We start from the raw sequence: 26223 nt of genomic DNA on the forward strand, positions 1-26223 counted from the left end.
CGGCGATGGTCGCGGTGTGTCTTGCGCTGTTGTGGGTCGGGCGTGGCGTGGCGCGGCGGGCTGGCGTGGTGGTGCGGGCGTGGTGGGAGCGTGTGCGCGCCAGGCGCGCCCGGGCGCGCGCTGTAGACGACGAGATGGCCCGAGATGTGGCGCGCGGACTCGAGGAGATCGAGCTCGAGGTTCGCAGCGAGGACAACGGCGAGGGCGAAGCGGGCTCGTCCACCCTGGTGGTCGAGGTCTGGGATCGCTGGCGCGACCGCGGCATCGAAGGGGCGACGCTCATCCTGACGGACACCGACGGGACCACCACGCCCGCCCGTGAGTTGGGAGGCGGCGCCTACGCGCTCGCCCTGACTCGCAACACGCCCGCCACGCTGAGCGCCACCGCTGCAGGCTTTGTCGAGGCACGCGCCACTCTGGAGCGCGGTCGGGCAGGGCGCCTGCGCCTGAAGATGAGCCCCGTCCCGCTGAAGATCCGCGAGCTCTACCGCTGGCTTGTTCAGCGCGCGCATGGCGAAGACCTCTGGGGAAGCCTCACACCGGCGCAGATCGCCAACGCGCTCTCCCGCCACGAGGCATCGCCGGCCGACCACGTCCTCGACTGGCACGATGCGCTGGAGCGGTGGACGCAGCTTCGTGCCGAAGATCGCCCCGCGGAGCTTTTGAAGCTTCTTACCGCCGCGGTGGAGGAGACCAACTTCAGCGGGCATGACTACGATGTGGCGATCTGGCATCGCGTGCGCGAGATCGTCCTGGAGCTCGACCGGCTCGTGGCCTCGGAGCGCGGCGCGTTGCATCAGGGGGACTCATGAGCCTCGCTACGAGACATCGTCGCGCGGCAGGGCTCGCAGTGCTGCTACTGGCTCTGTGCGCGTTCGACGCGACCGCTGCGGCTCAGGACTATGAACCCGGCTCGACCGACTGGCAGGGCCTCTCGCGTTTCGTGGCGCTGACCCAGGCGCAGGGGGCAGACCTGCGCATCACCGATACGCTGGCCTGGGACGAGGTTGAGGCCGACGACGTCATCGTTGTGGTCTACCCCGAGGAGACGCTCAGCCCGGAGTCTTTCGCCTCCTTTGTCATCGATGGCGGGCGACTCTTGCTCGCCGACGACTTTGGAGGGGGGGCCGCGCTGATGGAGCGGCTCTCGTTGAGGCGCATCGCGCCAGGGGTGGGGGCGCTTCCCCATCAACGCTTCGTGGATGGTCAGGCCGACTGGCCGCGCCACAGCGCGCGTGGTCGACATCCGCTGCTCGAAGGCGTCAATGAGGTGGTCTCAAACGTACCGGCGGTCCTGCTCAACGAGGGCGGCCCGGTCCTGAGCTTTGATGAGGGCGGGGGGCTGGTCTACGATATGACGCTTGGCGAGGGCAGGGCAATCGTCCTCTCGGACCCCAGCGTGATGATCAACGGCATGGTGCCCATCGCCGACAACGAGCGTCTGCTCGCCAACACCATCGAGTACCTGTGCGAGCCCGCCGACGATGGATGCCGGGTCTGGCTGGTTCACGGCGCATTTACCCAGATCGGTCGCTACGACGCGCCGTCTTCGCAGGGGCTCACCGGCGACGATCTGGTCTCTCGGGTCGATGCGTTTAACGAACGGGTGCGGGAGGTCCTCGATGAGCTTGCGAAGACGGAGCTTCTCTATTTTCTGGGGCTCTTGCTGGCTCTGGGGAGCGCGGCCTACCTGGCGACGGTGCTTCCCTGGCAGCGCTCGCGCCGGCTCAGTGAGTTTGTGCAGCGCGAGCGCAGTGAGCTCGCGCCGCCGCAGACTGAATTTGACTGGAACCTCGCGCGTTTCTCCCGCGGCACGCGCGGCGTCAATTACGCCCTGCCGGTCGCGATCCTTAAAGAGGTCTTTGAAGAGATCTTTCTGGATGCCCTGGGGCTGTGGCCCTCGACCAGCAAGCACCGACCGCCGATCGACGAGCTGGCGCGACGGTTTGAGCAACAATTCTGCGCGCGGCAGGCCCCGGCCGAACGCGATCGGCGCCGGCAGGCTGTTCAGGATCTCTTGAGTCATCTGGCCACCGCGCCGACCCGCCACCGTGTTTTTTTAGAGAATGACGCCAACTACAGCGCCCGCGATCTGGCGCGACTTCATCGACATGCCCATGAGATCTTAGGTTGGATGGGCAAAGAGGCCGACTATGAGCGACGCACCCGCCAACACCGCCGCCCCCGCTTCGAGCGCCCCGCAGGCGACGTCTCCCGCTGAGGGGGCCACCCTTCCGCAGGTTCAGACCCCGGATGGGGCCGCGGCCTCGATCGCGGAGGAGCGGCTCAAAGAGGTTCGGGCGATCTGCGATGCGATGCGAGCGCAGGTAAGCGCCACCTTCATCGGTCCGCCCGAGGTGGTCGACGCGCTTCTCGTGGCGCTCTTTGCCCGCGGCCACATCCTGCTTGAAGGGGTGCCCGGGGTGGCCAAGACGACGTTGTGCCGGGCCTTCGCGCGCACCATCGACGCGACCTTCCGGCGCGTGCAGTTTACGCCGGACCTGCTCCCCTCCGACATCACCGGCACCTACGTGCCCAACCTGAGCACCAACGCCTTTGAGCTGCGCCGTGGGCCGGTCTTTACCAACGTGCTCCTGGGCGATGAGATCAACCGCGCGCCTGCAAAGACCCAGTCAGCGATGCTTGAGGCGATGCAGGAGCGCCAGGTTACCATCGAGGGCGTCACCCACACGCTGCCCTCGCCCTTTGTGGTGCTGGCCACCCAGAACCCCATTGAGCAGGAGGGGGTCTACATGTTGCCGGAGGCGCAGCTGGACCGCTTTCTGCTGAAGTTGACCATTGGCTACCCCACACCCGATCAGGAGCTTGAGGTACTCAAGACGCACCGGCAGAGCAGGGCGCCGGTAGAAGCCGTCATCAGCGCCGAGCAGGCCGAGGCGATCATCGGGTTGGTCGAGCAGGTCCATATCAGCCATGAGCTGATGCGCTACATTCTGGGCATCGTGCGGCAGACGCGCACCGACACGCGCGCGCTCCTGGGGGCCTCACCGCGCGCCTCCCTGGCGCTGCTCAAAGCCGCGCAGGCACGCGCGTTGATCCGGGGGCGAGGCTACGTGCTGCCGGACGACATCCAGGCCATGGCGGTCGCCGTGCTGGCTCACCGTATTGTGCTTCATCCCGACGCCGAGCTCGATGGAACCCGCGGGCAGGACCTGGTGGAGAGCGCCCTGAAAGCCGTGCGATACGGATAAGCCGATGAGCCCCTATCTGACACCTTCGGGGAAGTGGCTTTTTGCCAGCGGCGCGCTCTTTACGATCTTCGGCGCGCTGGCGCGCGAGCCGGTGCTCGTGCTGCTGGGGCAGGTGCCCTGGTGGGTGTTGCTCGGGGCGATGATGCTGATCCTGACACAATCGAGAGCGCTGCAGCGCCGCCAGGTGGTGCTCGGCGTCGACGGGGCGCCGGGGCCGCTGCGCATCCGCTACGGTCAGCGGCACACGCTCCCTATCAGCGTCTCCAACGCCTCCGGCGATCGGCTGGGGGCGTTGGCCCTGGAGCCGGTCACCAGCGGCGGCATCCTGGTTCAGCGCGGTCCGACGCTCGGTGGGCTGGCACCCGGGCATAAGGTCAGCGTGCCGGTGGTGCTCACCACGCAACATGTCGGACGCGCCAGCCTCCAGGGCTTTGAGGTGGTGCTCCGGGGGCGGCTGGGGCTTGTGGAGACGCGCGACTATCTGCCCTGTGTTCAGGTTTTGGAGGTCTTTCCGAAGTTGATGCGCGGCGCGCAGCGCCGCGCGCGGGCGCGCCTCGCCAGCGCGGCCCGGCCCCGGCGCGCGGTGGCTTTATCGGCGGCCTCGGGCACCGATCTGCGCGAGCTTCGCGACTACCAGCCGGGCGACCCGCTGCGCACCGTCGCCTGGAAAGCGACGGTGCGCCAGCGACGGTTGATCTCCAGGGAGTTCGACGACGAGCGCACCCACCGGCGTCTCTTCGCCCTCGACATCTCCACGTCGATGCGCTCGGGCACGCCTCCGGGACGCAAATTTGATGAGGTGATTCACCACGTGGTCGAGCAGGCGCGCGATGCGCTTGAGCGCGGCGATGAGGTGGCGCTGTTGACCTTCGATCACGCCATCTTCGGTCGCGTTGACGCCGGCTCGGGCGCGCCTCACCTGCAGCGCATGCTGCGCCATCTCGTGGGCCTGCGCTCCATCGTTGATGCCGGGCGCACCGCCTGGGACGAGGCCGCCGTGGAGCGTTTCATCGCCGACTATCTGCTGATTCAGGAGCGCCTGGATTTTCGGCGCCAGCAGGGGCTGGAGGCCGCGGTCGATACGCGCCTTCTAAGGCGCTGGCTCCGCGCCCAGCTGCCCTGGGAGTTGGCCCGCTGGGCCAGTGATGCGGAGTCTCACGGCGTGATCGCCTCCCAGGTCAGTGACGCGCGCCGTTTCGCCCGCTTGCGTGGCCTGGAGCTGCCACCGCCCTCGGAGATGCGCGCCGGCACCAAAGTCTCCGGCCTTCAGGCCGTCTTCGAAGAGGCGCTCAAGATGGGGCGCGGCCCGCTCCAGCTGGTGATTTACAGCGATCTGTGCGGCCTCAATGAGGTCGACGCCCTGGAGCGCTACGTGCGTCTGGCGCGGCGCCGAGGCGTGGACGCACGCGTGGTCGCGCCCTTCACACCGGCCTTTGGCGTCGAAGACATCCCCTTTGAGGCGCATTACGAGCGTGTCCGCGAGATCTTCTCGATCGCCGAGGCCGACGACCGCGCCCTCATCGCGTCGAGGGTCGAGGCGCTCGGCGTGCCGGTCGCCCTGGTCGGGCCCGACGCGCTGCGCGGAGAAGGTGTGTTGTGAGTGGAGGCGCCGGGCCTGTCCGGTGCGCTTAAAGCGCGAGTTCCCGGGAGTCGGCCGGGGCGGCGTCGTCGGCGCGGGCGCCAATCGCCTTCAAAAAGCCCCAGAAGTACTCCCAGGCGCTCCAGAGGCTGAAGAAGACCGAGATGGCCAGAAGCCAGAAGCCGATGGCGTGGAAGTTCAACATCACCGGGCCCATCCCGTAGTTCACCTCGTAGGTGAAGTGCAGGATCAAAAACACAAGCCCCAGCATCTGGAACGCCGTCTTGAACTTTCCGCCTTCGCCCGCCGCAATAATCAAGCCCTCGCCGGCGGCCAGGCTACGCAGAGACGAGATGGAAATCTCGCGCGCCACGATCACGATCACAATCCAGGCCGGGAGCCTCCCCAGCGGGATCAGCATCACCAGCGCGGTCATCACCAGGAGCTTGTCGGCGAGCGGGTCGAGAAACTTCCCGGTCATGCTCACCAGGTTGAGTTTGCGCGCCAGGTAGCCATCCACCCAGTCGGTAAAGGAGGCGACCCCGAAGAGCACCACCGCGATCACGCAGCTGAGCGGGTCGCCGTAATAGATGAACATCGCCACGATTGGAATCAGCGCGATGCGCATCAACGTCAACACGTTGGGGATGTTGACGATGTCTTGACGAATGGTTGAGGCGCTCACGGCGTCTCCGCTTGGGCTGAGTAAATCTGATACCAGTAATAGACCGACGCGACGTACTCGCGGGTCTGCGGGTAGGGGATGCCGTCATAGCGACGCACGGCCACATCGCCCGCGTTATAGGCGGCGAGAATGAGGTTGATATCCCCATCGTAGCGCTCGATCAAGATGCGCAGGAACTTTGCGCCCCCGAAGACGTTCTGTCGAGCGTCAAAGGCGTTGGTCACACCGAGCGACTCGGCGGTGCGCGGCATCAGCTGCATCAGGCCCATCGCCCCGGCGTGGCTGACCACGTGGGGCTGGAACGCGCTCTCCACCCGGATGACAGCCTTGATAAATCCAAAAGGCAAGTCATAGGCGAGCGCGGCCTCCTCGATGAGGTCGTCGAAATAGGCCTCGCGTTCCGAGAACGATCCGGGAAGTCCGCGTCGGGCCTGCTCCCGGGCGCGGGAGACCTCCGGCGCATCCTCCTCGCTGGCCTGCGTCGAGCTGCTCGACGCGCTGGTGCCCGATGACGCGCGGGCCTGGCGACGCGATGAGGGCCCCTCACTGAGAACCTCCAGAAGTTTGTACTCCGGGTGACGCTCGCTGGTGATGAGCACCTCCCCGCTGGGCGTCTCGTAGGAGTAGAGCTGCGCGGCGGCCGGCGAGGCACTCAACGCCACCATCGCTATGGCGCTCATCGCTGTGAAGATTCGTCCGACCATCGTGTTGCTCCCTGACGTAGACATCTGGCGTAAACCTGCGGGGACACCGCATCCGGGCGGCCCACGCAGAATGCATTAGAGGCCAGCTTCTCTTCCCGGGCAAGAAAAGGCAGCGGCGCGGTGGTATGGCAAGCGAATCGGCGAATCTTCACGACCCGTGGCCGGCAGGCGGGCGTGATTGACACCGCCTCGACCGCTTCCCTACACTCCGCAGGCTTCGCGCCCGGCGAAAATTGGGGCGCTTCTTGCAACGCATATCAGCGACGGACACACCGATGAGTGAGAGCGCCCCCGACGCCACCCCCGCCCGAACCTGGTGGCGAGAGCTCGATGGCTTCGTACAACGCCCGACCGACTTTCTCAAAACCCACGGCTGGGTCTTTCTGCTGGCCATCGCCGTGGTGCTGCCCTTTGTCGGCAGCTTCGGGCTCTGGGACCCCTGGGAGACCCACTACGGGGAGGTGGGCCGCCAGATCACCGAACGAAACGACTGGATCAGCACCTGGTGGGGAAGCCACTGGGTCGACTCCAAGGGCGGCACCGAGGGCTCGTACTTCTACTCCAAGCCCATCCTCCTGATGTGGATGATGGCCATCGGCATGGAGCTTTTCGGCGTAAACGCCTTCGCCGTGCGCCTGGGCGTGGCGCTGATCGGCGCGCTGGGCATCATCTCGGTCTACGCGTTTGGCGCCACGGTCTTTAAGCGCCGTGTCGGCGCGTTGATGGCGCTGGTGCTCGCGAGCTCCCCCTTCTGGTTCATGCTCGGGCGGCAGGCCCAGACCGATATGCCTTTTGTGGGCATGATGACCGTGGGCATGTGCTTCTTCATGATGGGGGCCTTTGGCAAAGATCGCGACCTGCCGGCCAGCAAGTTCAGCTATGCGCTGGGGCTGGGCTGGATCGGCGCGCTGACCATCCCGCAGATCTCGCTCGTGCTCATCGGCCTCTCGCGCTGGCGAGGCCCGCAGAACGCGTTGATGGACGCGCTCGGCGACTCGGTCAACCTGGTGGTGATCGTCTTCGGCGTGATCTTCATCCTCAGCGCCCTCCTCATCGTCGCCGGGCTCGTCTGGAACCACACTCGCCGAAAGAAGATCGCGCTGGTCGGGGTGCTGCTGACCTGGGCGCCGCTCTTTGCGACCTTGCTCGGCGTGCTGATCACCTCCGAAGATCGCCCCCGCGCGCTTCTTGGCTGGTTTGTATGGGGGCCAACTCAGGCTGCGCTCTACGCCTCGTGTGTGCTCGGCGTGCTCTACCTGACGCTGGAGCGTCCCACGGTGCGCCGCGGCCGCATCTACATGCTCACCTTTTATGCCTTCATCGGGCTTGCGACTCTGGCCAAGGGCCTGCTGGGCTTCATGCTGCCGGGCGCGGTGCTCTTCCTCTACATTCTGACCACCCGGGAGTGGTCGCTGATGAAGCGGGTGGAGTTCTGGCGCGGCGTGCTGGTGTTTATCGCGGTGGCCTTCCCCTGGTACGCGGCGATGCTCATTCGTCACCACCCGGGCTTCTGGAACCGCTTCTTTGTTCACGACCACTTCAAGCGTCTCACAAGCGGCGTGCACCAGCTGACCACGGGATCTTTTGAGCACTTTTTGCGCTGGCTGGGCTACGGGCTCTTCCCCTGGGTGGGTTTTGTGCCGGCGGCCATCGCCCGCTTTTTTGGTGGCCATAAGGTGCGACTCAACAGCGATGAGGGCCGCGCCAGCCTGATGCTGCTGATGTGGGCGCTGGTGGCCTTTACGCTCTTTACGCTCTCGAGCACGAAGTTCCACCACTACATCTTCCCGGTGGTGCCGGCGCTGGCGATGCTCGTGGCGCTGGCCATCGATGATCTTCTCGACGGCGACCTTCCCCTGGGCGGCGCGCTCTTCGGAGTAGGCGCGGTGATCGCGGCGGTGATCGCGGTGGAGTTTGTGCTCGACCCCCAGCAGATCAAAAACCTCTTCTCGTACCGCTACGAGCGTGAGTGGAACCACGAGGAGTGGGACCCTTACTTCCAGACCTGGCTCAAGCCGATTGTGACCCTCTGCGTGGTGGGCGCGCTGGGGATGGGGCTTGCCCGAACTGAACGCGTGCGCAAAGTCGCGCTGGGCATAACCGGTGTCGGCGCGCTGGCGATGGCGTTCTTTTGCCTGAACATCTACATGCCGACCATCAGCTCGACGATGAGCCAGAAGCAGCTCTGGGACCGCTACTACGAGCTCTGCACCGAGGTGGAGCCGCCGCCCGGGGCCGATACCCGCAAGACCTACTGTGAGGAGCCGGTGATCGCCTACCGCCTCAACTGGCGTGGCGAGGTCTACCACACCCAGAACCTGGTCATCCCTATCCGCAGCGATGAAGACTGGGAGAAGTACAAGAAGGAGCAGACCGAAGGGCCGATCTACGCCATCATGCAGAACGTGCGCTACCGCGGGGAGTTTCAGCGTAAGCTGCCCGAACGCTGGAAGGGCAAGGCCTGTCTGGTGCACAACGAGAACCTGAAGTTTGTGCTGGCCAAGATCCCCTGCGCGCCCGACGACCCGGCGCGCGTGGACGCCACCGAGAAGGAGAGTGACGCGGAGCGTTAAATCGCTCGTGTTTTCAAAAATGACGCGCCGCGTTCAACGCGGCGATGTCAATGGTTTCAACAGCTTAGGGCGCCTTCCCAATCGGGGGCATTGCTGTTACGCTCTGCGCGCCCTGGCGCACCCAAAATTGGTCCCTATCCTTGGGCCCGCGCAAGCAAGCATAACTGTTGGTTTTAGTGACAAAGTCTTCGACGGAGATAGTCAATGAGCACAGCGAAGTTGACCCTGAACGGCAACGAGTACGAACTTCCCACCTTCGTGGGCAGTGAAGGTGAGGTCGCGATCGAGATCGCCAAGCTGCGGGGCACCACCGGGGCGGTGACCCTGGACAGCGGCTACGGCAACACGGGTTCTTGCAAGAGCGAGATCACGTTCATCGATGGCGAGAAGGGCATCCTTCGCTACCGCGGCTACTCCATCGAGGAGCTGGCCGAGAAGGTCTCCTTTGAAGAGGTCGCCTATCTGGTGATCTGGGGCGAACTGCCCAACGCCGAAGAGCTGAAGAGCTTCACCGCGCGTCTGGAGGAGTACGCCATCGTCGATGAGGGCGTCAAAACCATCCTCTCGGGCTTCCCCCGCACCGCGCACCCGATGGCGATGCTCGGTGCCGTGATGGCCGCCTTTGGCTCCTTCGTGGAGACCACCGGCGACTCCGAGGAAGACATCCTGCGCATCATCGCCGGGATGAACTCGCTGGCGGCCTACATCTACCGCTACCGTCGTGGTCTTCCCTACGTCTACCCGGCCAAGGGCCTGAGCTACTCCGGCCAGTTCCTTCACCAGATGTGGGGCGAGCCCACCGGTGAGCCGAAGATCAACTCGGCGGTCGAGCAGGCGCTCAACAAGCTCTTGATCCTTCACGCCGACCACGAGCAGAACTGCAGCGCCTCGACGGTGCGCATGGTGGGTAGCGCCCACGCCTCGCTCTACGCCTCCATCTCGGCCGGCGTCGGCGCGCTCTCCGGCCCGCTGCACGGCGGCGCCAACCAGGCTGTGCTCGAGATGCTCGAAGAGATCCAGAACGACGGTGGCGATTTTGAGAAGTACGTCGGTCTGGCCAAAGACAAAGAGTCGGGCTTCCGCCTGATGGGCTTTGGTCACCGCGTCTACAAGAACTTCGATCCGCGCGCCAAGATCCTTAAGGCCGCCTGTGACGACGTGCTCGACTCACTGGGCGTTGACGATCCCCTCCTCGACATCGCCAAGAAGCTCGAGAAGGTCGCGCTCGAAGATGAGTTCTTCGTCAAGCGTAAGCTCTACCCCAACGTCGACTTCTACAGCGGCATCATCTACCGCGCGCTGAACATCCCCACCGAGATGTTCACCGTGATGTTCGCGCTGGGTCGCGTGCCGGGCTGGATCGCGCAGTGGCACGAGATGCGTAACGACCCGACCGGTCGCATCCACCGCCCGCGTCAGATCTACACCGGCGCCACCGAGCGCGCCGTCACCCCGATCGCCGAGCGCTAAGTCGCCGGTGATTCAGGTGTAGAAACACACGAACGGGCCCCGAACCATCGGGGCCCGTTTTTTTGATCATGGGTTGGGTGTTGCGCTGCCGCCTGGGAGCATTGCCAGGGTGGGGAAGTAACGTAACGGTCGATGTTGATAGCGCCACAGAGCAACAAAAAAGCCGCGAACCTTTGCAGGGTCGCGGCTTTCGCTTTAGCGAAGTTGAAACCTTAGAGCGGGATGTTGCCGTGCTTGCGGGGCAGGTTCTCCGCGCGCTTATTCTCGAGCATCTCCAGGGCCTGAATCAGGCGAGGGCGGGTGTCGCGCGGAAAGATGATCTCGTCGATGTACCCGAGCTCGGCGGCCTTGAAGGGGTTGGCGAAGGTCTCGCGGTACTCGGCGACGAGCTCGTCTTTGCGGGCGACGGGGTCGTCGGCCTCGGCCAACTCCTTACGGAAAATAATGTTCACCGCGCCGTCCGGTCCCATCACCGCGATCTCGCCGGTGGGGTAGGCGAAGTTGATGTCGGCGCCGATGTGCTTGGAGCTCATCACGTCGTAGGCGCCGCCGTAGGCTTTGCGGGTGATCAGGGTAACTTTAGGCACAGTGGCTTCGGCGTAGGCGAAGAGCAGCTTGGCGCCGTGTTTGATGATGCCGCCGTACTCCTGGTCAACGCCCGGCAAGAAGCCGGGCACGTCCACAAGGGTCACGATCGGGATGTTAAAGGCGTCGCAGAAGCGCACAAAGCGCGCGCCCTTGAGGCTGGCGTTGATGTCGAGGCACCCGGCCAGGTGGGCGGGCTGATTGGCCACGATGCCCACCGAGCGGCCGCCCAGGCGCGCAAAGCCCACGACCATGTTGCGGGCAAAAGCCTCCTGAACCTCGAAGAAGTAGCCATCATCGACCACATGCCCGATGAGCTCTTTGATGTCGTAGGGTTTTGAGGGGTTCTCCGGCACCAGGGTGTCGAGCGCGGTGTCGCGGCGGTCAAACGCGTCGTCGGTGGGCACGAAGGGGGCGTCTTCGGCGTTGTTGGAGGGCACAAAGGAGAGGAGTTCGCGGATCTTGGCGATGCACTCCTCCTCGGTCTGCGTCTCGAAGTGGGAGACGCCGCTGGTCTCACTGTGCACGTGCGCGCCGCCCAGCTCCTGCTTGGTGACCTCCTGACTGGTCACCGTTTTAACGACCTCCGGACCGGTGATGAACATGTAGGAGGTGTCCTGCACCATGAAGATGAAGTCGGTGATGGCCGGGCTGTAGACGGCGCCGCCGGCGCAGGGTCCCATAATCGCCGAGATCTGCGGGACGACGCCGCTGGCGCGCACATTGCGGTAGAAAATGTCGGCGTAGCCCGCCAGGCTGGCAACCCCCTCCTGGATGCGCGCCCCGCCGGAGTCGTTGAGCCCGATGACCGGCGCGCCGCATTTGGTGGCCAGGTCCATCACTTTGCAGATCTTCTCGGCGTAGGCGCCGCTCAAACTTCCGCCGAAGACGGTGAAGTCCTGGGCGAAGACGTAGACCAGGCGACCGTCGACCTTGCCGTAGCCGGTGACCACACCGTCGCCGGGGATCTTCTGGTCGGCCATGCCGAAGTCGTTGCAGCGGTTGGTCACAAACTTGTCGAGCTCCACGAAGGTCCCCGCGTCAAGCAGCAGGTCGATGCGCTCGCGCGCGGTGAGCTTGCCGGCTTCGTGCTGGCGATCGATGCGGGCCTGGCCGCCACCGAGCTCGGCGGCGTCGTTAAGCTCCTGGAGACGTTCGGCGTTGGACTTGGTGGTCATGGGCACAACCTCGGATCAGAGAGACGTGGACAGATGCCGTGAGTTGATTCGATGGAGAGAGGGGAGCCCCGCTCGCGCTCAGCCCGTGAGGGGGCTGAGCCAGAAGCTGCTGGCGAGCGGAGCCTGGAGGTACGATCAGTCAGCGGTGATCGCATCGAGGAAGAGCTCCTCGTAGCGAATCGCGGACTCGCGCCAGGAGAAATCCCGGGCCATGTCGCGCACCATCAGGGGGCGCCACTTTCGGTAGTTACGGTAGGCGGAGCCGGCGCGCTCGATGGCACCGGCCAGCGCGTCGGCGCTGTGCTCGGTGAAGACAAAGCCGGTGCCGTTTTCGGGGTCTTCCCGAAGATCGGTGACGGTGTCCGCAAGCCCGCCGGTGGCGTGCACGACGGGCACGGTGCCGTAGCGCATCGCATAGATTTGCGTGAGGCCGCAGGGCTCAAAGCGGCTGGGCACGAGCAGCATGTCGGCGCTGGCCTGAATGCGGTGAGCCATCGCCTCGTCGTGGCCGCCCAGGATGCGGGCGCGGCGCGGAAATTCCTCTTCGAGCTGCTTGAGCTCTTGGAGCACCTTGTCGGGGCCGTCGCCCAGGATCACAAGCTGGAAGCCGTCGCGCTCATCTTTAAGCTCGGAGAGCAGAGAGCGAATGGCCGGCACCACAAGGTCGACGCCCTTCTGTTCGGTGAGGCGGCTGACCATGCCGACCAGGGGCAGGGTGGGGCGTACCGGCAGCCCGAGGCTGTGCTGAAGATGCGCTTTGTTCTGGCGTTTGCCGTTGAGGGTCTCGACGGTGTAGCGCACCTCAATGAAACGATCGATGTCGGGCGACCACACGCCATAATCGGCCCCGTTGAGCACCCCCTGCACGCTCTCCTTGCGGGCCTGGAGCACCTCATGAAGCCCAAAGCCGGCCTTCTCGGTCTGAATCTCGCGGGCGTAAGTGGGGCTCACCGTAGTGATCAGGTCCGCGTAGCGAAGCGCACCGGCCAGGTAGTTCAGATCCCCATTGGCGTCGAGGAGCTCGCCATCGTTGTTGTACTTCCGCGGCAGCCCGGTGGCTTTGAACTGCTTCGCATCGAATTTGCCCTGGAAGGCCAGGTTATGAATCGTCATCACGTAGCGGGTCTGGGCGAGCTCGTCGGCGTAGTAGTGCTTACCGTAGATCGGCACCAGGCCGGTGTGCCAGTCGTTGCAGTGGACGATGTCGATGGCCATCGGTGAGCTGATGGCGAGCTCAATGACCGCGCGGCTGAAGAAGGCAAAGCGCTCGGCGTTATCGTCAAAGCTCTGGTCGTCGTAGCCGTAGAGCCCGTCGCGGTCGAAGTACTCGGGGGCGTCGATGAAGAAGACGCGCACGCCGCTGTCGAGGCGAGATTCCCAGACGGTGACTTCGAGCTTGGACTGGTTCTTGCTCTTGCGCGGAACTTCCAGCGGGTTGAGGCGACGGCTCAGCCGCATCGCCGCCGGGTCGAGGTGCTTGTAGAGGGGGGTGACGATGGAGACGTTGTGGCCGCGACGTGCCAGCGCCTGAGGAAGGCTGGCGGCGACGTCGGCAAGGCCCCCGGTCTTGGAGAAGGGGGCAACTTCGCTGGAGGCGAAGAGCACATTGAGCCGACGTCGGCCCATCTGGGAGTTGGTGTCTTTGGTCTTGATGTAGCGGCTCAAATCCATCGTATTTTCCGTCAGCTGTTCAGTTCGCGCAGGTGGCGCGCGGCCACCTCCGAGGCGGTGGCGTTGATGTAGGCGCCCGAGCCCCACTCAAACCCTCCGTGGGTGCTCAATCGGGGGAGCATTTCCAGGTGCCAGTGATAGTACGCTTTGTCGGCGAACGCAAAGGGGGCGCTGTGCAAGACGAGGTTATGATCGACGCGGCCGATGGCCAGCTCCCAGAGCTCAAGGATGCGGCGGGTCAGCCTGGCGAGCGCGGCGAGCTCGGAGTGGGAGGCGGCAGCGAAGTCGGCGCTGTGGGGGCGGGGGGCGATCCAGACTTCGAAGGAGGCGCGGGAGGCAAAGGGCGCCCAGGCGACCATCGCGTCGTCCTGGAGAATGACGCGCTCACCGCCCTGAAGTTCAAAGTGCAGCGCGTCGCATAGGGCGCAGCGCTGATGCAGGTCGAAGTGGCGTTGGCCGCGTTCGAGCAGCTGCTGCTGGCGAGGGCTCACCTGGGGCAGCGCGAGGATCTGGCTGTGGGCATGCGCCAGAGTTGCCCCGGAGCGCGGTCCGACGTTTTTGAAGGGGATGATGTCGTGAATGCGGTGGTCCTGACGCAGATCGCGCAGACGCTCCTGCCAGGTCACGAAGATCTCGGTGATGTGCGAGGCGTCGAGCTCGCCCCAGTGCTCGATGTGTTCAGGGGCCTCGATGACGACTTCGTGGGCACCCACGCCGCCGAAGGCGTCGTAGGGGCCCAGCGCGAAGGCGCGCTCAGCGTCGTCGGGGGTGAGCGCCGGATAGAGGTTGGGCACGACGGTGATCGCGTGCTCGTGCTCGGGGAAGCTCGGGCTTTGTCGGGTGCGGATGGGCTCGGGGATGCGCGAGGGCTCGGCCGGGCAAAAGGGGCAGCGCGCGGCGCCTGGTGAGGTGTCCGGCTCAATGAGCTTGTGGTCGCGGGGGCGGCGGGCGCGCTCGGGGGCCAGGATGACGCGGTCGCCGGAGACGATGTTGGTGCGAATCGAAGAGGGCATCGGGCGGGCTCGGGGCTCGGGTGGGCCTGTGGCCAGACGCTATCGAAGTGAGGCGATGGGAGCAATCGGGGAGGGCGAACAAAAAAACCGCCGCCCCGGAAGGGGGCGGCGGTTCGCTGCGTATCACGCGGTGTTGGTCTTAGTTGCCCACAGAACCGGCATCGTCTTCGGCGAAGAGCTCCAGGAAGTTCTCGGTGATGCGGTGGTCGCTGGAGTTATGCACGTTGAGGATGAGGTTCTCCCACTGCTCTTTGTCGCTGCGACCCACGTCGATGTGGAAGCTGCCGTTGGGCACGCAGAGCTTGCCCTGGTCGTCAGGGTTGGTGGGGTTACTGGCGGCGTCGCCGGGGTTAAAGCCCTGGCGGTGCACGCGGATGAGGTCGCCGGCCTCAAAGGGATCGGCGTAATCCACAACGACCTCATCGTCGAAGAGGATGACTTTTTCCTCCCAGAGCTCCGGGTCGCAGGCCAGGTACTGAATCTCGTTGATCATCTCCAGGGCCTCGGCGCTCTCCACACCGTCGACGGTGATCCGGGTCGGCGCGATGTAGTAGGGCGCGCTGCTCACCGGAACGCGTTGCACAAAGAGGGCATCGACCGGCACGCTGCCCGGGGCGTTCTGGCCGGGCGGATACTCCGGGTCATCGACGCGCAGCCGCACCCGGTTGATGCGCGCCGGCATCGGCTCGGGGCAGAGGAAATCGAGACTCTCGCTGAAGTCGCGGTAGAAGCAGAGGTTGCGCAGGAAGCTGCCCTCCGGCTCGTCACAGGTATCGAAGAGCGTCCAGTCAACCGACGTGTTGATGCCGATCAGGTCACCCAGCCAGCCCGCGTCCGCTTCCAGGCCTACTTTGACCGCGGCACCGATGGAGAGCTCCAGCGTGCATTCGGATTCGCCTGTCGAGAAGTTGCGCTCAAAACCAGCCTCAAGTTTGGCGTAGACGCTGGGCAGGGTGGCGTTGACGCCGGCAAAGTTCAGAATCAGCCCGGAAAACTTAATATCTGAGGAGAGCTTGAGCGACGCGTTGACCTGCCCCAGCAAATCGGGGTCGTCGATCACATAGGGCTCAGAGAGAGGCTCTTGCTCGATCTCGCGGAAATCGCTGCCGACGTATTCGATGCCGAACATCGTATCCATCTGGAAACCCGGCGCGTTTTTGCCTTCCCAGGAGGCGCTGAGCCCGCCGTCGGTGGTCGCCGTAAACTTGATCAGGAAGTCGACGTTGGCCGTCACCGGGACGGGGCCGAGAGCGAAGGGAATCTTGACCAGGTTGACCTCAAAGAGCGTCTTCTCGAACTCAAACTCGTAGTAGAGCTCCAGAAGCAGATCCGTGAGCGCGGTGACGAAGCTGGCGTTGACCAGGAAACGGAATTCTTTGAGCCGCCCGTTGCAGCCGCGCTTGTACTCATCCTCCATGCTCGCCGGGATGCCGCAGACGCTGTAGTTGGGGTAGTTGTTGGCGAAGCACTCGCACCGGTTCTCGTTGATGTTGGAGTCTTCTCCGAACCATGAGGTGTCGATATCGAGGGCGGCGTCCACATCGTAGATGTCGATGGTCAGAGTCGGCGTCGCTTTCATGCGGCCGCCAATGGTGTTGGACGGGCATTCCTCGCCGACGCCAATGCCGATGCCCGGCTCTACCGAACCGAGCGTGCCTTCAATGGCGTCCGCGGAAAGGTCAACCTCCACCGAGACGCCGGAGTGGTTGTCGCAGACCCGCGCCTCGACCGTGGGGAAGCTGACGGTTGTCTGAATGGGCTCAAACTGATCTTCGTCGATGCGCTGGCGTCGCTGGCCGATGGCGCCGGACTCGGGCTGCAGGCCCTGGGAGCGGCTGGCGGTATCCGACGCGTCATTGGAGCTGCCATCGACGTTGATCTTGGCGTTGATGATCAGGTCGGTCAGCGGTGCGTCGGTGACGAAGAAGGTGATGATCTCCGGGGTGTTTTCGATGGCTTCAACCCGGTAGATGAAAGGCTCGGGATCGACGCTGTCGAAATTGTAGATGATGTCGGCGATGGCGACGTCAAGCAGGAGATCGTTGCCTTCCAGCGGGAACGAAATCGAGCCCTCCGCCAGGGTGGCCTGCGCCAGCAGCTCGTTGGAGATCTCATGGGACCAGGGGACCATGACGACGCCATCGTCGTCGGGCTCCAGGTTGCCTGTGTCGCCGGGGGCGCCCACATCCGGGGAGTCTCCGGGGCCGGCGTCGTCGTCTGGCGAGGATTGGCCGGGGGCGGTCTGACCATCGATGGTTCCACGGCTGAGCTCGACTTCCCCACAGGCGGCCGTCAGAGAGGCTGCGGCGAGTAGCGCCACCAGCCAGAGCGCATGGCGGACACTGCCGGGAGACGAAGGGCGAAAAAGCATGGAGAACCTCCAGGGCGTTTCAGGCAACAGGTTCATTGAATTCGGAGAGAGCCGACGAAGAGGCCGGGATCCGGAAACGTTATGGATTGTAAAAGCAAGGTCCGCGCCACACTCGCCGAGAGGGCTGAGACGGTGCCTGACTAACCGGTCGGTGTGTCAAGATGTCCCAGTAAGGCGAAGGCGGTGCGGTCATGATGCTCCAGTTGAATGCATCATAATGTGAAGAGGTTGGAAAATCCAGCGGCCAGCCTGACTTCGAGGGGGCGGACGTGGCGGTGCCAGCAGGGCTTCAACGAAGAACGCCCGGTGAGCGTGGGCTCACCGGGCGTCGGTGGTGCAGCGCTGAAGCGGGGACTCAGCCGTCGAGCTGGGTCTGCAGCTGGCTGAACGTTTTGATGGCGTTCTCCAGGCTGGCGATCTCACGCTGGGTGCGCTCGATGTCTTCTTCGAGCTTGGCCTGGGACTCTTCAAGGTCACGCAGTTTCTTTTCGGCGCTGGCCAGAGCGGATTCGAGGATCTCGTTCGATTCGGTCATGATGATCATTCCTTAAAGTTAAGAGCGTGGAGGCAGGGTTGATTAACCGTTCCACTTCCAGCGGCCGCGGCCGATTTTTTCCATCAGACCTTCTTTCTCGAAGGTGTTGACGACGCTGTAGGTGTAGCTGCGGATGCCGTCGGTGACTTCGCCTTCGATGCGCCCGAGCGCCTTGAGGACGTCGGCGGTGCGGAACTGTTCGTGTTTGGTGCCCAGCTGACGGCAGATCTCGAGGATTTGCTGGCGACGCGCGCCGCGGGGCGGGCGCTGCGTTTCGGGGTCGACGGGAAGCGAGCTGACGCCGCGGACCTTCTTGCGGCCACGACCACGTCCGGGAGGGGCCTCGCCGCGCAACGCCGCGCGAAGATGCTCGATCGCGTTGCGGGCCTCGGTGGTCTGCAGGCTGTGGGTATCGCGTTTTTTGCGAAGCACTTCAAGCTCCTGGCGTTTCTCGGTCAGCGCTTTTTCAAACTTCGAAAGCTCGTCGCCAAAGTTTACACTCATTACAATCCTCGGGGTTCGAAGGTGAATTCATTTGTTCAGCGAAGTTATCACTTTGCAGCGTCTCCAAGGCGGAATGTGCATCCAATGAGACTAAGTGTCAACCGCTTAGGATTCATTTTTTCGACGTTAACCAACGGATTTGATGGGTTTTAGCGAGGTTGCTAAGTTGTGTTTCCGGAATTGGGCTTTGAGAGCACGCTTCAGTGTTAACTCGAATAGGGTAGCATGAACGGCCGAGGTCGAGGGGGTGTACGCCAAAACGAACAGGCCGCGCTCCAAGGGGAGGCGGCCTGTCTGAGGTTCAGGGAGCATGTGTTGAGGGGGTTAGCCGAGGATGTCGCGCAGAAGTTCGGCGTGCTTGCGCTGGAAGCGTCCGCGCAGCAGCAGGAAGACGCGGTTGAAGGAGCGCATCTCACCGAGGAGCTCCTCGAGATCATAGCGGTCGAACTCCCGACGCATGCCGGCGCGCTCATTGAGGATAAAGGCGCCGTCGCCCATACCGAGCGCGACCTCGTCGCGCAGGGCCAGGTAGGGGTCGAAGGCCAGGCTGAGGTGGTGATCGCGGGCAAAGGCGCTGGTCGCCTCGACGTCCCAGATGCCCTCGGCCTGCCAGATGACGGGGCGACCAGCGCCGGCGGCCAGCTCGTCACCGAGCGCCGCGATCAGCGCCCGGCTGGTGCTACCGGGTCGAAACTCCAGGGGGGTCGAAAAGAGGATCGCTTTGGCGGCGAGGGCGTGAGCCTGCTCGGTGGCGTGGGTCCAGGCGTCACGAAGCGTGATGCTGAGCTCTGCGTTGTCACGCTCGTACCCGTCGACCAGGGCCTCGCCAACCGCCGAGGGAGCGTGCAGCACAAAGCCGAACCCTTTGGGCGAGTCGACGCGCCAGCGGTTCAACGTGGCGATCTTCGGGGCGTTTTCCAGCCGCTCCAGATCGACTTCCGCGGCGTTGCAGAGGGCAAAGGTGTCTCCCCAGTTTCCCGGGGTTGGATCGCAGGCGTAATAGAACTTTGTCATAAGCCAGAAGTGCTCTGAGAATCAGGGGAAGTAGAGGACATCGTCCCGACCGTGCTGGGCGACGAGCTGCTCGACACGCTTGAGGAGGTCTTCGCGTTGCGACCAGAGCACATTGAGGCGTGCGCGGTCGACGGGCCCGGCTTCGGGGAAGAGGACCGCCTCGAGCGCGTCGCGCTCCAGAAGGCGGATCGTGGCGACCGTACTGCGGCTAAAGCGGGTCGTCCACTCAAATCGGCCTTGAACCCGTCGGGAGGCACGCGGCTGGAAGGCGTCGCCGTTATGACGCGAGACGATGCCGCCGCCGATGACCGGGTTGTTGATGCCGTAGGTCTCGGCGCGGGTGGAGAAGCGCTCCCAGTTGTTGGTCAGGTAATCAAAGAGCAGCAGGCTGGAGACTTCTCGGGCAACCTCGGAGGTGGGTTGCTGACCGATGGCGTCGACCAGGGGTTGCTGAAATTTGCCGTCCGCAAGGGAGGCGATGCTGTTGAGCTCCTCGGAGAGCGGGCGCTCCAGGGGGGCTGGCGACGAGGTGGCGGTGAGCCAGTCGATCCACAGCGGCCGATACTCAATGGGGAAGGGGGCGCGCGACGATGCGGGCAGCCGCTCCAGGCTTCCGCGGACGACGCGCGGCGCGCCGTCGCCTTCGCCGGGCTGCCAGCTGGAAAGTTCGCGAAGTTGTTGCGCCTGGGCGGTGTCGAGGTCGCCCGATGCCGCATCGAGAGCGGCGATCAGCGCGTCTTCATGAAGCAGCGCCGGGGTGGCCTTGATGATCTCGAAGTTGCAGGCGATGAGCTCGCAGAGGCGCCACGAGGCGATCTCCATCTGCCAGCCATCCTCCCAGCCCTGACGTGAGGGCTTGAAGATCACCTCATCCTCCGAGCCCGGAAGTTTGAAAATCCAGCCGCGGTGGGTGTCGACGTTGTAGTTGCCGGCGAAGTTCAGTCCGGCGGACGCGTCGAGCACCTGGGGCTGATAGGGGCCCATCTCCGGGTCTTGCTCGACGGCGCGCTTGCGCGCGGTGAGAAAACGTTCATCTTCGGGGGCCATTGCGAGCGCAGCGAGGCTGGCCTGACGTGTCAGCGACCATCGCTGCTCGGCGCTTGAGAGATCAACGAGTTCGGCGAGCTCTTCGACCGACGCCTCGCCAGCGCGCCAGCGCTGTGTCAGCTCGGTGAAGCGCTCATCGGGCGAGGGGGCGGTGTCGGCCGCGGCGCTTTCGGTCGCTTCGGGCTCCTCGGGCTGGGCCGGTGCAGCGCTCTCGGCTTCGGCAACTTCGAGGTCTTCGGTGGCCGGCGGCGTTTCGCGGGCAGGGGCTTCTTCGCTCGGGGAGTTCGCCCAGAGGGAGGCGGGGTTCCAGCCGGTGGCGTCTTCGATCATCGCCTGGCCGGGGGCGGTGAGGCCGGCGCCAAGCAGCGCCAGCAGGCCTGCGCCGAGCGCAAGGCCAGCAACGAGCCCGCCACGCGACTTTTTGCGCGCGGGGGCTGCGTCGAGTTCCGCGGAGATGCTGGCCGGCGCTGCCGTAGGCAGCTTCGTATCTTCCGGCTGACGCGGATGGTCCGAGGCGGGCGCGGCCGCGAGCGGATCGCCAGACTCCGGCGTGAACGCGAGGTCCTCGTCGTCGTCGGACAGGCTGCCTTGACCTGCGTTGGCCAGGGAAGTGGCGGGTTCGGCTTCGTCGTCTTCCTCGATGATCTGGCTGACGCTGACTTCGTTGGAGATGTCGTCTTGCGGCTGCTTGGCTTCGGGCTCCGGGGTTTCCAGCGCCATGAAGGGATCGAGCTCAGGCGCGGACGCTTCGGCAGGCGCAACGGCGTCAGCCGAAACCTCGTCGGCGTCAGCGCGCTTCTGCTCCATGTCGAGCAGACTGAAGTCCAGGGAGTTGGACGAAGCGTCGACGGGAAGGGGCGGCGAGAAGGGCTCGTCCTGAGGCTCCGGCGTGGCGGGCTCACGGGCGGGCGCTTTACGGCGGGGCGTGCCGATGCGCGAGAGGACGTCGTGGGCCTCGGCGGCCATCTTTCGACGAAGTTCGCCAAAGACGGGGTGTTCGGAGACCGGCATCCAGTCGCCGTCGGCCTCCGCGAGCTCCTCGGCGCCCAGCAGCACGCCGCCTTTGATCAGTTGAGTGAGGCCCGCCTCGTCGACCGGTTCATAGATGACGTCTTCGATACGCAGACGGTACTGACCACGGCCGAGCACATCTTGAATCTCGGCGGTCGGCAGGCGGATGTACCCGCTCCCACGGCTCTCGCCGGCTGCGCCCAGTTCGATCGGGTCGACGTTGGGGCCGCGGCGGCGGGCTTGAAGTCTGGCGAGCATCGACTGGCTGGTGGCCTGGCCTCGCTCGCGCGAGATTCCGGGCAGCGGTGCTCGTCCCGGGGCGGACGCTCCTTCGGGGGCGCCGAAGCCGTCAAAGAGCCCGGAGTGGTCTGGCGAGGGCTCAGCGCCGGAGTCGGCCGCGGCGTCATCGGGGACCTCGCGAAGGAGCTCGGCGAGCTCGCGGGCTTCGCTGTCCTGCAGGTCGATGCCAGGGGTTGCGGAGTCGGCCTCCGGTTGGGGAGGCGGCGCGGATTTAGGCTGCGGGAGCGCGGGGCTCTCACTTCGCGGCGCGGGCAGATCGTCGGGGGTGCCGCCAACCTGGCTCGTGCGTCGTTTCTGGGCCTTCTTGAAGAGATGGGCCAGCGAGGGTTTGGCGGCGTCGTCGGAGTCGTCCGAGGAGGCGTCATCCTCGGCGGCGGAGGCGCCGGAGAGGGCGGGGCGAAGTTTGTCGAGCTTGAGCTTTTTGGTGCTCCCTGATGCCTTGCTCGAGCTGTCGCCGGGGGTGTCGCCGGGCTGCGTGAGCATGCGCTTTTTCTTGATGCGCGCGAGCACCTGGCTTTTGAGTTCGGCGTCCGAGAGACCGACTTCGCCCTCGACGGTGTCTTCGTCGGGGGTCTTTCCGGAACGCAGGCCGATCATGGAGCGGGGCACGCGTTTGTTCTCGGCGGTCTCTCGGAGCTGGGAGGGGTTGGCGCGGCTCTGACGGGTAAGATCGACGGTTTTGCGCGTCTGGATCTCGTTGGCCGACTTCTCGGCGGCCAGCACATCGGAGACTTCATCGAGCCCCGGAGAGGTTTGGTGCTCGTGGGCGCGGCGCCATGCGCCGGCGTCGGTGCTCTCGGCGAGCCCGTCTTCAGCCGGAGGCTCCGGGGCCGGTGGGTTATCGAAAGGCCCCTTTGTGGTGTTGCCGTTCTGCTCGGCAATGGCGCTGAGCACCGAGGCGTCGACCGCCGCGGTCTTGTCGAGGTCCCCGCCCCGGGTGAAGGGGTTGGCGAACCCGCCGGGAAGACCGGCCATCGTCGCTTTGGAGCCTCCGGGAAGGTCGCCGGCGAGCCGCGTCAGCCGCTCGATGGCGTCTTCGGACTCATCGTTGAGCGCCTCTCCGGAGGGGCGTTTGGACATCACTCCGAAGCCCGGCGCCGAGCTGGTGCGTTGGGTCTGCTCGGATGCCACTCCGCTCGAGTCTGAGCGGTAGATCTTGCGGCCATCCTCGACCGAGATCTCGGTGAAGCATTTCGGACAGGGGACATCCCCGGTGGGGAGGCGCCCTTTTTTGGGGGTGAGTCGGAAGTACGTCTCACAGCCAGGGCATTTGAGCTCAACGGCGTCGGGAGTGGTTTCTCCCATGAACGGTACCTGCTGCGCGGAGATTGGGATGGGGCGGGCGGGCTGATACAAGGCCAACACCCGGGACTCGCGTACGGCTGGTGAGGTCGAGCCGGGCCGCCTCACAGTCCTGCTGTGCTGCGGTCGGGACGCGACCTCGTCGCTACTCTACACCACGTATGGGGTGTGCTCAATGAAATCGTCGGGAGCGGCGATGGTCTAGAGCCGGCCCCAGCGACGGCGCAGAGACCACTCCGCAGCGAGCAGCCCCAGCACGATGAGAAAGAGCAGGGCGCTGTCCCAGAGCTGCACGACCCGTCGTTGATGAATCTCGACGAAGCGAGGTGGGTTGAAGTCGAGCCGGGCGGCGTTGAGCTCGGGGAGGAGGGTGTGCTCGGCCTCAGTGTGTTCGGCGATGCGTTCGAGCAGGGCGTTGCGAGGGACGATGTCGCGAAGTTGGGCGACATTGGGCGTGACAAGCACCAGGTTCTCATCGCGCAGCGCGCCGCCTGGGCCTTCCACCTCGACCTCCATATGATACATGCCAGGCTCGTCAAAGCTGAGGTCGAGCGCGTGCTCTCCGGAGGCGTCGGTCTGAAACTCGACGGTGCGTGAGGGGAGAGTAGGCGCGCTGTCGTCACCGCGCTGCGCAAGCGGGCGATGGCTGACGTGGACCTTCCCCGAGGCGTTTGTAGCGGGGCTGTAGTCGCTCTTAAAGACGCGTACGGTGGCGTCGATGGGGGCGTCGGGGGCGGCGATGTCGGCGTGAACATCGAGTCGCACCAGCTTGAGCTCCGGGTCCTGGATGAGCCAGCGAATCGCGCTGTTCCAGAACATCTGATATTCGCGCGGGGTGCCACCGTCGGCCAGATGCTCAAAGCCCCAGCGCCAGGTGGAGTCGCTGGTGACCGCCAGCACTCGGCCCTCGCCGCGCTCCGCCACGGCGATAACGGGCATGGGCTGGCCGCCGTAGGTCAGCGTGGGGTGGGTGGCGAGGACGGTAGCTCCCTCGGAGGGGCCGGTGACGATGTTGGTGCCTCGAAGTTCGGGGAGCGCCTCCCAGAGTTCGCGGTTTTGCGCCGGATCGAAGGCCAGCTGGGTGATGGGGTGACGGTCCCCGGCCTCGGTCAATTGCGGCGAAAAATGCTCGCTGTGGGTGATGGTCTGGCCGGGGCCTGCCGGGGGGAGCTCCACCGGCAGAAGCGACTCAATGGGGGTGCGGGCGTAGCCGCCGCTGGCAAAGGAGAGGTCGCCGCCGAGCATGGCGAAGGCGCCCCCCTGACGGACGTAATCGGCGATGGCGGGCAGGTAGCGCGCCATGTTGTAGGGACCGAAGTTGAAGTTCTGGAAAATCACGAGGTCGAAACTTCCCAGCTCACTGTTGAAGAGCTCATCGGTGGGGAAGGGGATCAGGCTCATCTCGTCGCGGGGCACCAGCTGAGGGGTGTCATCCGTGCGCAGGATGAAGAAACTGATGAGGTCGACGTTGGGGTTGCGCTTGAGAAGTTGGCGCAGAAAGCGCTGATCCCAGCTGGGGCGACCGACCACTTGAAGTACGCGCACCTTGTCGCGGATCACGCGCAGCACGAAGTGTTCGGTGTTGTTCTCCAGCAACGCCTCATCCTCAAAATGGGGCACCTCCACGGTGTAGACCTCTTTGCCGATCTGACGCGGGACGAACTCGAACTGTACGGTGTAGCGGCGCTCTTCCGGATCGATCTGCACGCTCTGGGACTGCAAAATCTCGCCATCGCGTCGCAGTGTCACCGGGACCGGCTGGGGGTCAATGCCGCTGAAGAAGAGGTCGACCTCGACCGTGATCGAGTTATGCACAAAGGCGAAGTCGTCGTGACGCACCCGCGAGATCGCCGCGTCGCGCATGCCGGCGTCGGCGTCGGCGGCCAGGGTGTGTACCGGTGCTTTGAGGCTGGCCAGGAGCTCTTTTGAGGCCTCGTCGAGGTCTTCGCCTCGCCGTACACGTCGGCCGATCGCCCCGGTGTCGATGCCGTCGCTTAAGACGATGACGCCGCCGAGATCTTTGCCGCGGTAATGTTCGGGAAGCGCCTGAAGCGCGGCGCTGAGATCGGCTTCGGTGGCATCCGCCTCGGTGGTCAGGGCGGCCTCAAGGGTGGTGGGAGTCAGGGCCTCACCATAGGTGAAGATGTCGAAGTGGTGATCTTCGTTTCTGGCTTCAAAGGTGGGGCGAAGCTCCTCAAGGGCGTTGCGTGCGCGGTCGATGCGGCGTTGTTGTTCACCTGCGACGTTGAGGTTCATCGTCTGGCTGGTGTCGACGAGCACCGCGACGTGATTCTTGACGCGGGAGACCTGCTTGAGATCGAGGGCGGGCTCCAGGAGCATGAGCACGGCCAGGGAGAAGACGGCCGCGCGCAACCCCAGCAGCGTCAGGCGCCGATGCATGCGCATATCGCGCAGGTCGTAGGCGCTAAACAGCAGCACCGCCAGGCCCAGCAGTCCCAGCGCTATGATCCAGCCCAGGCTCCAGTCACCTAACCAGAGCAGATCGCGGGTGTTGTAGTTGGAGAGTTCAAGCATGCAGGCTTCCGGCCTTCGGGGGACTTAGTCGACGCGCCATCGGCGCCGGCGCAGGATGAAGGGGATGTGCACCTGGTCGGCTTTGTAGTCGATGGTCAACGCGTAGAGCACGATGTTGACGGCCAGGCGTTGCGCCATATCACGCTGGCGGTCGCCGCCCGGGCTGACCTGGTGTTCCCAGCCGCCGAAGGCATCGCGGGCCAGCGCGCCGAGAAGATCGTTGGGGTTGACCAGCACACAGGCGCGCTCCTCATCAAAGATACCCTCGAAGTTGCCGGCGATGTCCAGGCGCCCCATCGGGCGGTCGATGAGGTAGAAGGATTTGTGCACGGTGTGCTCGCGGGGCACCGTGCGAAGCGGGCGGTCGGGGAAGACACGCTGAAGCTCCCGTCGCACCGAGGCCATGAAGGGCCCATCGGTGAGCCCCTCGGCGGAGTCGATGTAGAGGAAGCCGCCGGAGCTCAGATAGAGACGCAGGTTCTCGATGACCTCTTCGGGCAGCGGTTCAAAGGCGCGGTCGCCGGCGAGTACGATCATCGGGTGCAGAAAGAGCTCTTCGCGCTCGCCCCAGATCGCCGCCACTTCCGGGTTCACCTCGACGCTGGTGTGACGGCCCACTTCCTGGAGCATGCGGCGCAGGGCACCGGGGCGCGGGTTGTCGTTGCCGCCCTGATAGCGCAGGCGCGCCAGCCCCACGCGATGCTGATCGTCGAGGGCCAGCGCCGCCGGCGAGATCATGAGGCTGAGGCCTGTGGCGCCCAGAAGTTGGAGAAAGGTTCGTCGGTTCATGCGATCGTTGCCTGATGAGGGCTTACGTGAGCGCTGCGTCTGGCGAGGACAACGTCGGAGCCGCGCGCGGGCATTCCCCTCGGAGACGGTCACGTGGTATGCGTTGTCTAAACTCGTCATAGCAGCGAAATAAAGTGTCTGCACG

The 26223-nt window shown here is 64.8% G+C and carries 18 protein-coding genes; 6 read left to right on the top strand and 12 right to left on the bottom strand.

Annotated features, from left to right (window positions below; genetic code table 11):
- The 4 genes from FRC96_RS21995 to FRC96_RS09345 form a co-directional block, all read left to right on the top strand.
- Positions 1-812: hypothetical protein (locus tag FRC96_RS21995; RefSeq protein ID WP_230470070.1), on the top strand; the 812-nt coding region annotated here is incomplete at its 5' end.
- Positions 809-2221 carry a DUF4350 domain-containing protein gene (locus tag FRC96_RS09335; protein ID WP_146974226.1) on the top strand — a complete coding sequence of 471 codons (1413 nt, stop codon included), beginning with the start codon at positions 809-811 and terminating at the stop codon, positions 2219-2221. The genes FRC96_RS21995 and FRC96_RS09335, both read left to right, overlap by 4 nt.
- Entirely contained in the window at positions 2154-3212 is a 1059-nt protein-coding gene (locus FRC96_RS09340; protein ID WP_146974227.1) for an AAA family ATPase, read from the top strand. The genes FRC96_RS09335 and FRC96_RS09340 overlap by 68 nt, the downstream gene beginning before the upstream one ends.
- A gap of 4 nt (positions 3213-3216) precedes the next feature.
- A complete protein-coding gene (locus FRC96_RS09345; protein WP_146974228.1) occupies positions 3217-4812 on the top strand; it encodes a DUF58 domain-containing protein in 1596 nt (531 codons plus the stop codon).
- Between the two features lie 28 nt (positions 4813-4840).
- Here FRC96_RS09345 and pgsA read toward each other — a convergent pair whose 3' ends face one another.
- Positions 4841-5476 carry a CDP-diacylglycerol--glycerol-3-phosphate 3-phosphatidyltransferase gene (gene pgsA / locus FRC96_RS09350; protein ID WP_146974229.1) on the bottom strand — a complete coding sequence of 212 codons (636 nt, stop codon included), beginning with the start codon at positions 5474-5476 and terminating at the stop codon, positions 4841-4843.
- Positions 5473-6180, bottom strand: a complete 708-nt coding sequence (locus tag FRC96_RS09355; protein ID WP_230470071.1) for a lytic transglycosylase domain-containing protein — start codon at positions 6178-6180, stop codon at positions 5473-5475. Before FRC96_RS09355 ends, pgsA begins: the two co-directional genes overlap by 4 nt.
- A 275-nt stretch (positions 6181-6455) precedes the next feature.
- Here FRC96_RS09355 and FRC96_RS09360 point away from each other — a divergent pair, with 275 nt between their 5' ends.
- Both FRC96_RS09360 and FRC96_RS09365 read left to right on the top strand, forming a co-directional pair.
- Positions 6456-8753, top strand: a complete 2298-nt coding sequence (locus tag FRC96_RS09360; RefSeq protein ID WP_146974231.1) for an ArnT family glycosyltransferase — start codon at positions 6456-6458, stop codon at positions 8751-8753.
- A 204-nt stretch (positions 8754-8957) separates the two neighbouring features.
- Positions 8958-10223 carry a citrate synthase gene (locus FRC96_RS09365; RefSeq protein WP_146974232.1) on the top strand — a complete coding sequence of 422 codons (1266 nt, stop codon included), beginning with the start codon at positions 8958-8960 and terminating at the stop codon, positions 10221-10223.
- Between the two features lie 212 nt (positions 10224-10435).
- On the opposite strand, the gene FRC96_RS09370 is transcribed toward FRC96_RS09365, so the two are convergent.
- The 10 genes from FRC96_RS09370 to FRC96_RS09415 all read right to left on the bottom strand — a co-directional run bounded on the left by FRC96_RS09370 (position 10436) and on the right by FRC96_RS09415 (position 26078).
- The gene (locus FRC96_RS09370; RefSeq protein ID WP_146974233.1) at positions 10436-11986 is read right to left on the bottom strand and encodes an acyl-CoA carboxylase subunit beta; all 1551 of its coding nucleotides are present in this window, start codon (positions 11984-11986) and stop codon (positions 10436-10438) included.
- A gap of 135 nt (positions 11987-12121) precedes the next feature.
- Positions 12122-13657, bottom strand: coding sequence for a glycogen synthase GlgA (glgA, locus tag FRC96_RS09375; RefSeq protein ID WP_146974234.1), 1536 nt, complete (start codon positions 13655-13657; stop codon positions 12122-12124).
- Positions 13658-13668: 11 nt separating this feature from the next.
- The gene (locus FRC96_RS09380) at positions 13669-14670 is read right to left on the bottom strand and encodes a galactose-1-phosphate uridylyltransferase (RefSeq protein WP_146974235.1); all 1002 of its coding nucleotides are present in this window, start codon (positions 14668-14670) and stop codon (positions 13669-13671) included.
- Positions 14671-14809: 139 nt separating this feature from the next.
- A complete protein-coding gene (locus tag FRC96_RS09385; protein WP_146974236.1) occupies positions 14810-17041 on the bottom strand; it encodes a hypothetical protein in 2232 nt (743 codons plus the stop codon).
- Positions 17042-17396: 355 nt separating this feature from the next.
- On the bottom strand, positions 17397-17576 hold the full coding sequence (locus FRC96_RS09390; protein WP_146974237.1) for a hypothetical protein: 180 nt from the start codon (positions 17574-17576) through the stop codon (positions 17397-17399).
- Positions 17577-17618: 42 nt separating this feature from the next.
- Positions 17619-18080, bottom strand: coding sequence for a hypothetical protein (locus tag FRC96_RS09395; RefSeq protein WP_146974238.1), 462 nt, complete (start codon positions 18078-18080; stop codon positions 17619-17621).
- A gap of 324 nt (positions 18081-18404) precedes the next feature.
- On the bottom strand, positions 18405-19094 hold the full coding sequence (locus FRC96_RS09400) for a hypothetical protein (protein WP_146974239.1): 690 nt from the start codon (positions 19092-19094) through the stop codon (positions 18405-18407).
- A gap of 21 nt (positions 19095-19115) precedes the next feature.
- On the bottom strand, positions 19116-22757 hold the full coding sequence (locus tag FRC96_RS09405; protein ID WP_146974240.1) for a hypothetical protein: 3642 nt from the start codon (positions 22755-22757) through the stop codon (positions 19116-19118).
- 198 nt (positions 22758-22955) lie between these two features.
- A complete protein-coding gene (locus FRC96_RS09410) occupies positions 22956-25289 on the bottom strand; it encodes a glutamine amidotransferase (RefSeq protein WP_146974241.1) in 2334 nt (777 codons plus the stop codon).
- A 24-nt stretch (positions 25290-25313) separates the two neighbouring features.
- Positions 25314-26078, bottom strand: a complete 765-nt coding sequence (locus tag FRC96_RS09415; RefSeq protein WP_230470072.1) for a DUF4159 domain-containing protein — start codon at positions 26076-26078, stop codon at positions 25314-25316.
- Positions 26079-26223 lie beyond the last annotated feature (145 nt).

It is taken from the genome of Lujinxingia vulgaris (assembly GCF_007997005.1).
In the GTDB taxonomy this organism is placed as follows: Bacteria; Myxococcota_A; Bradymonadia; order Bradymonadales; family Bradymonadaceae; genus Lujinxingia.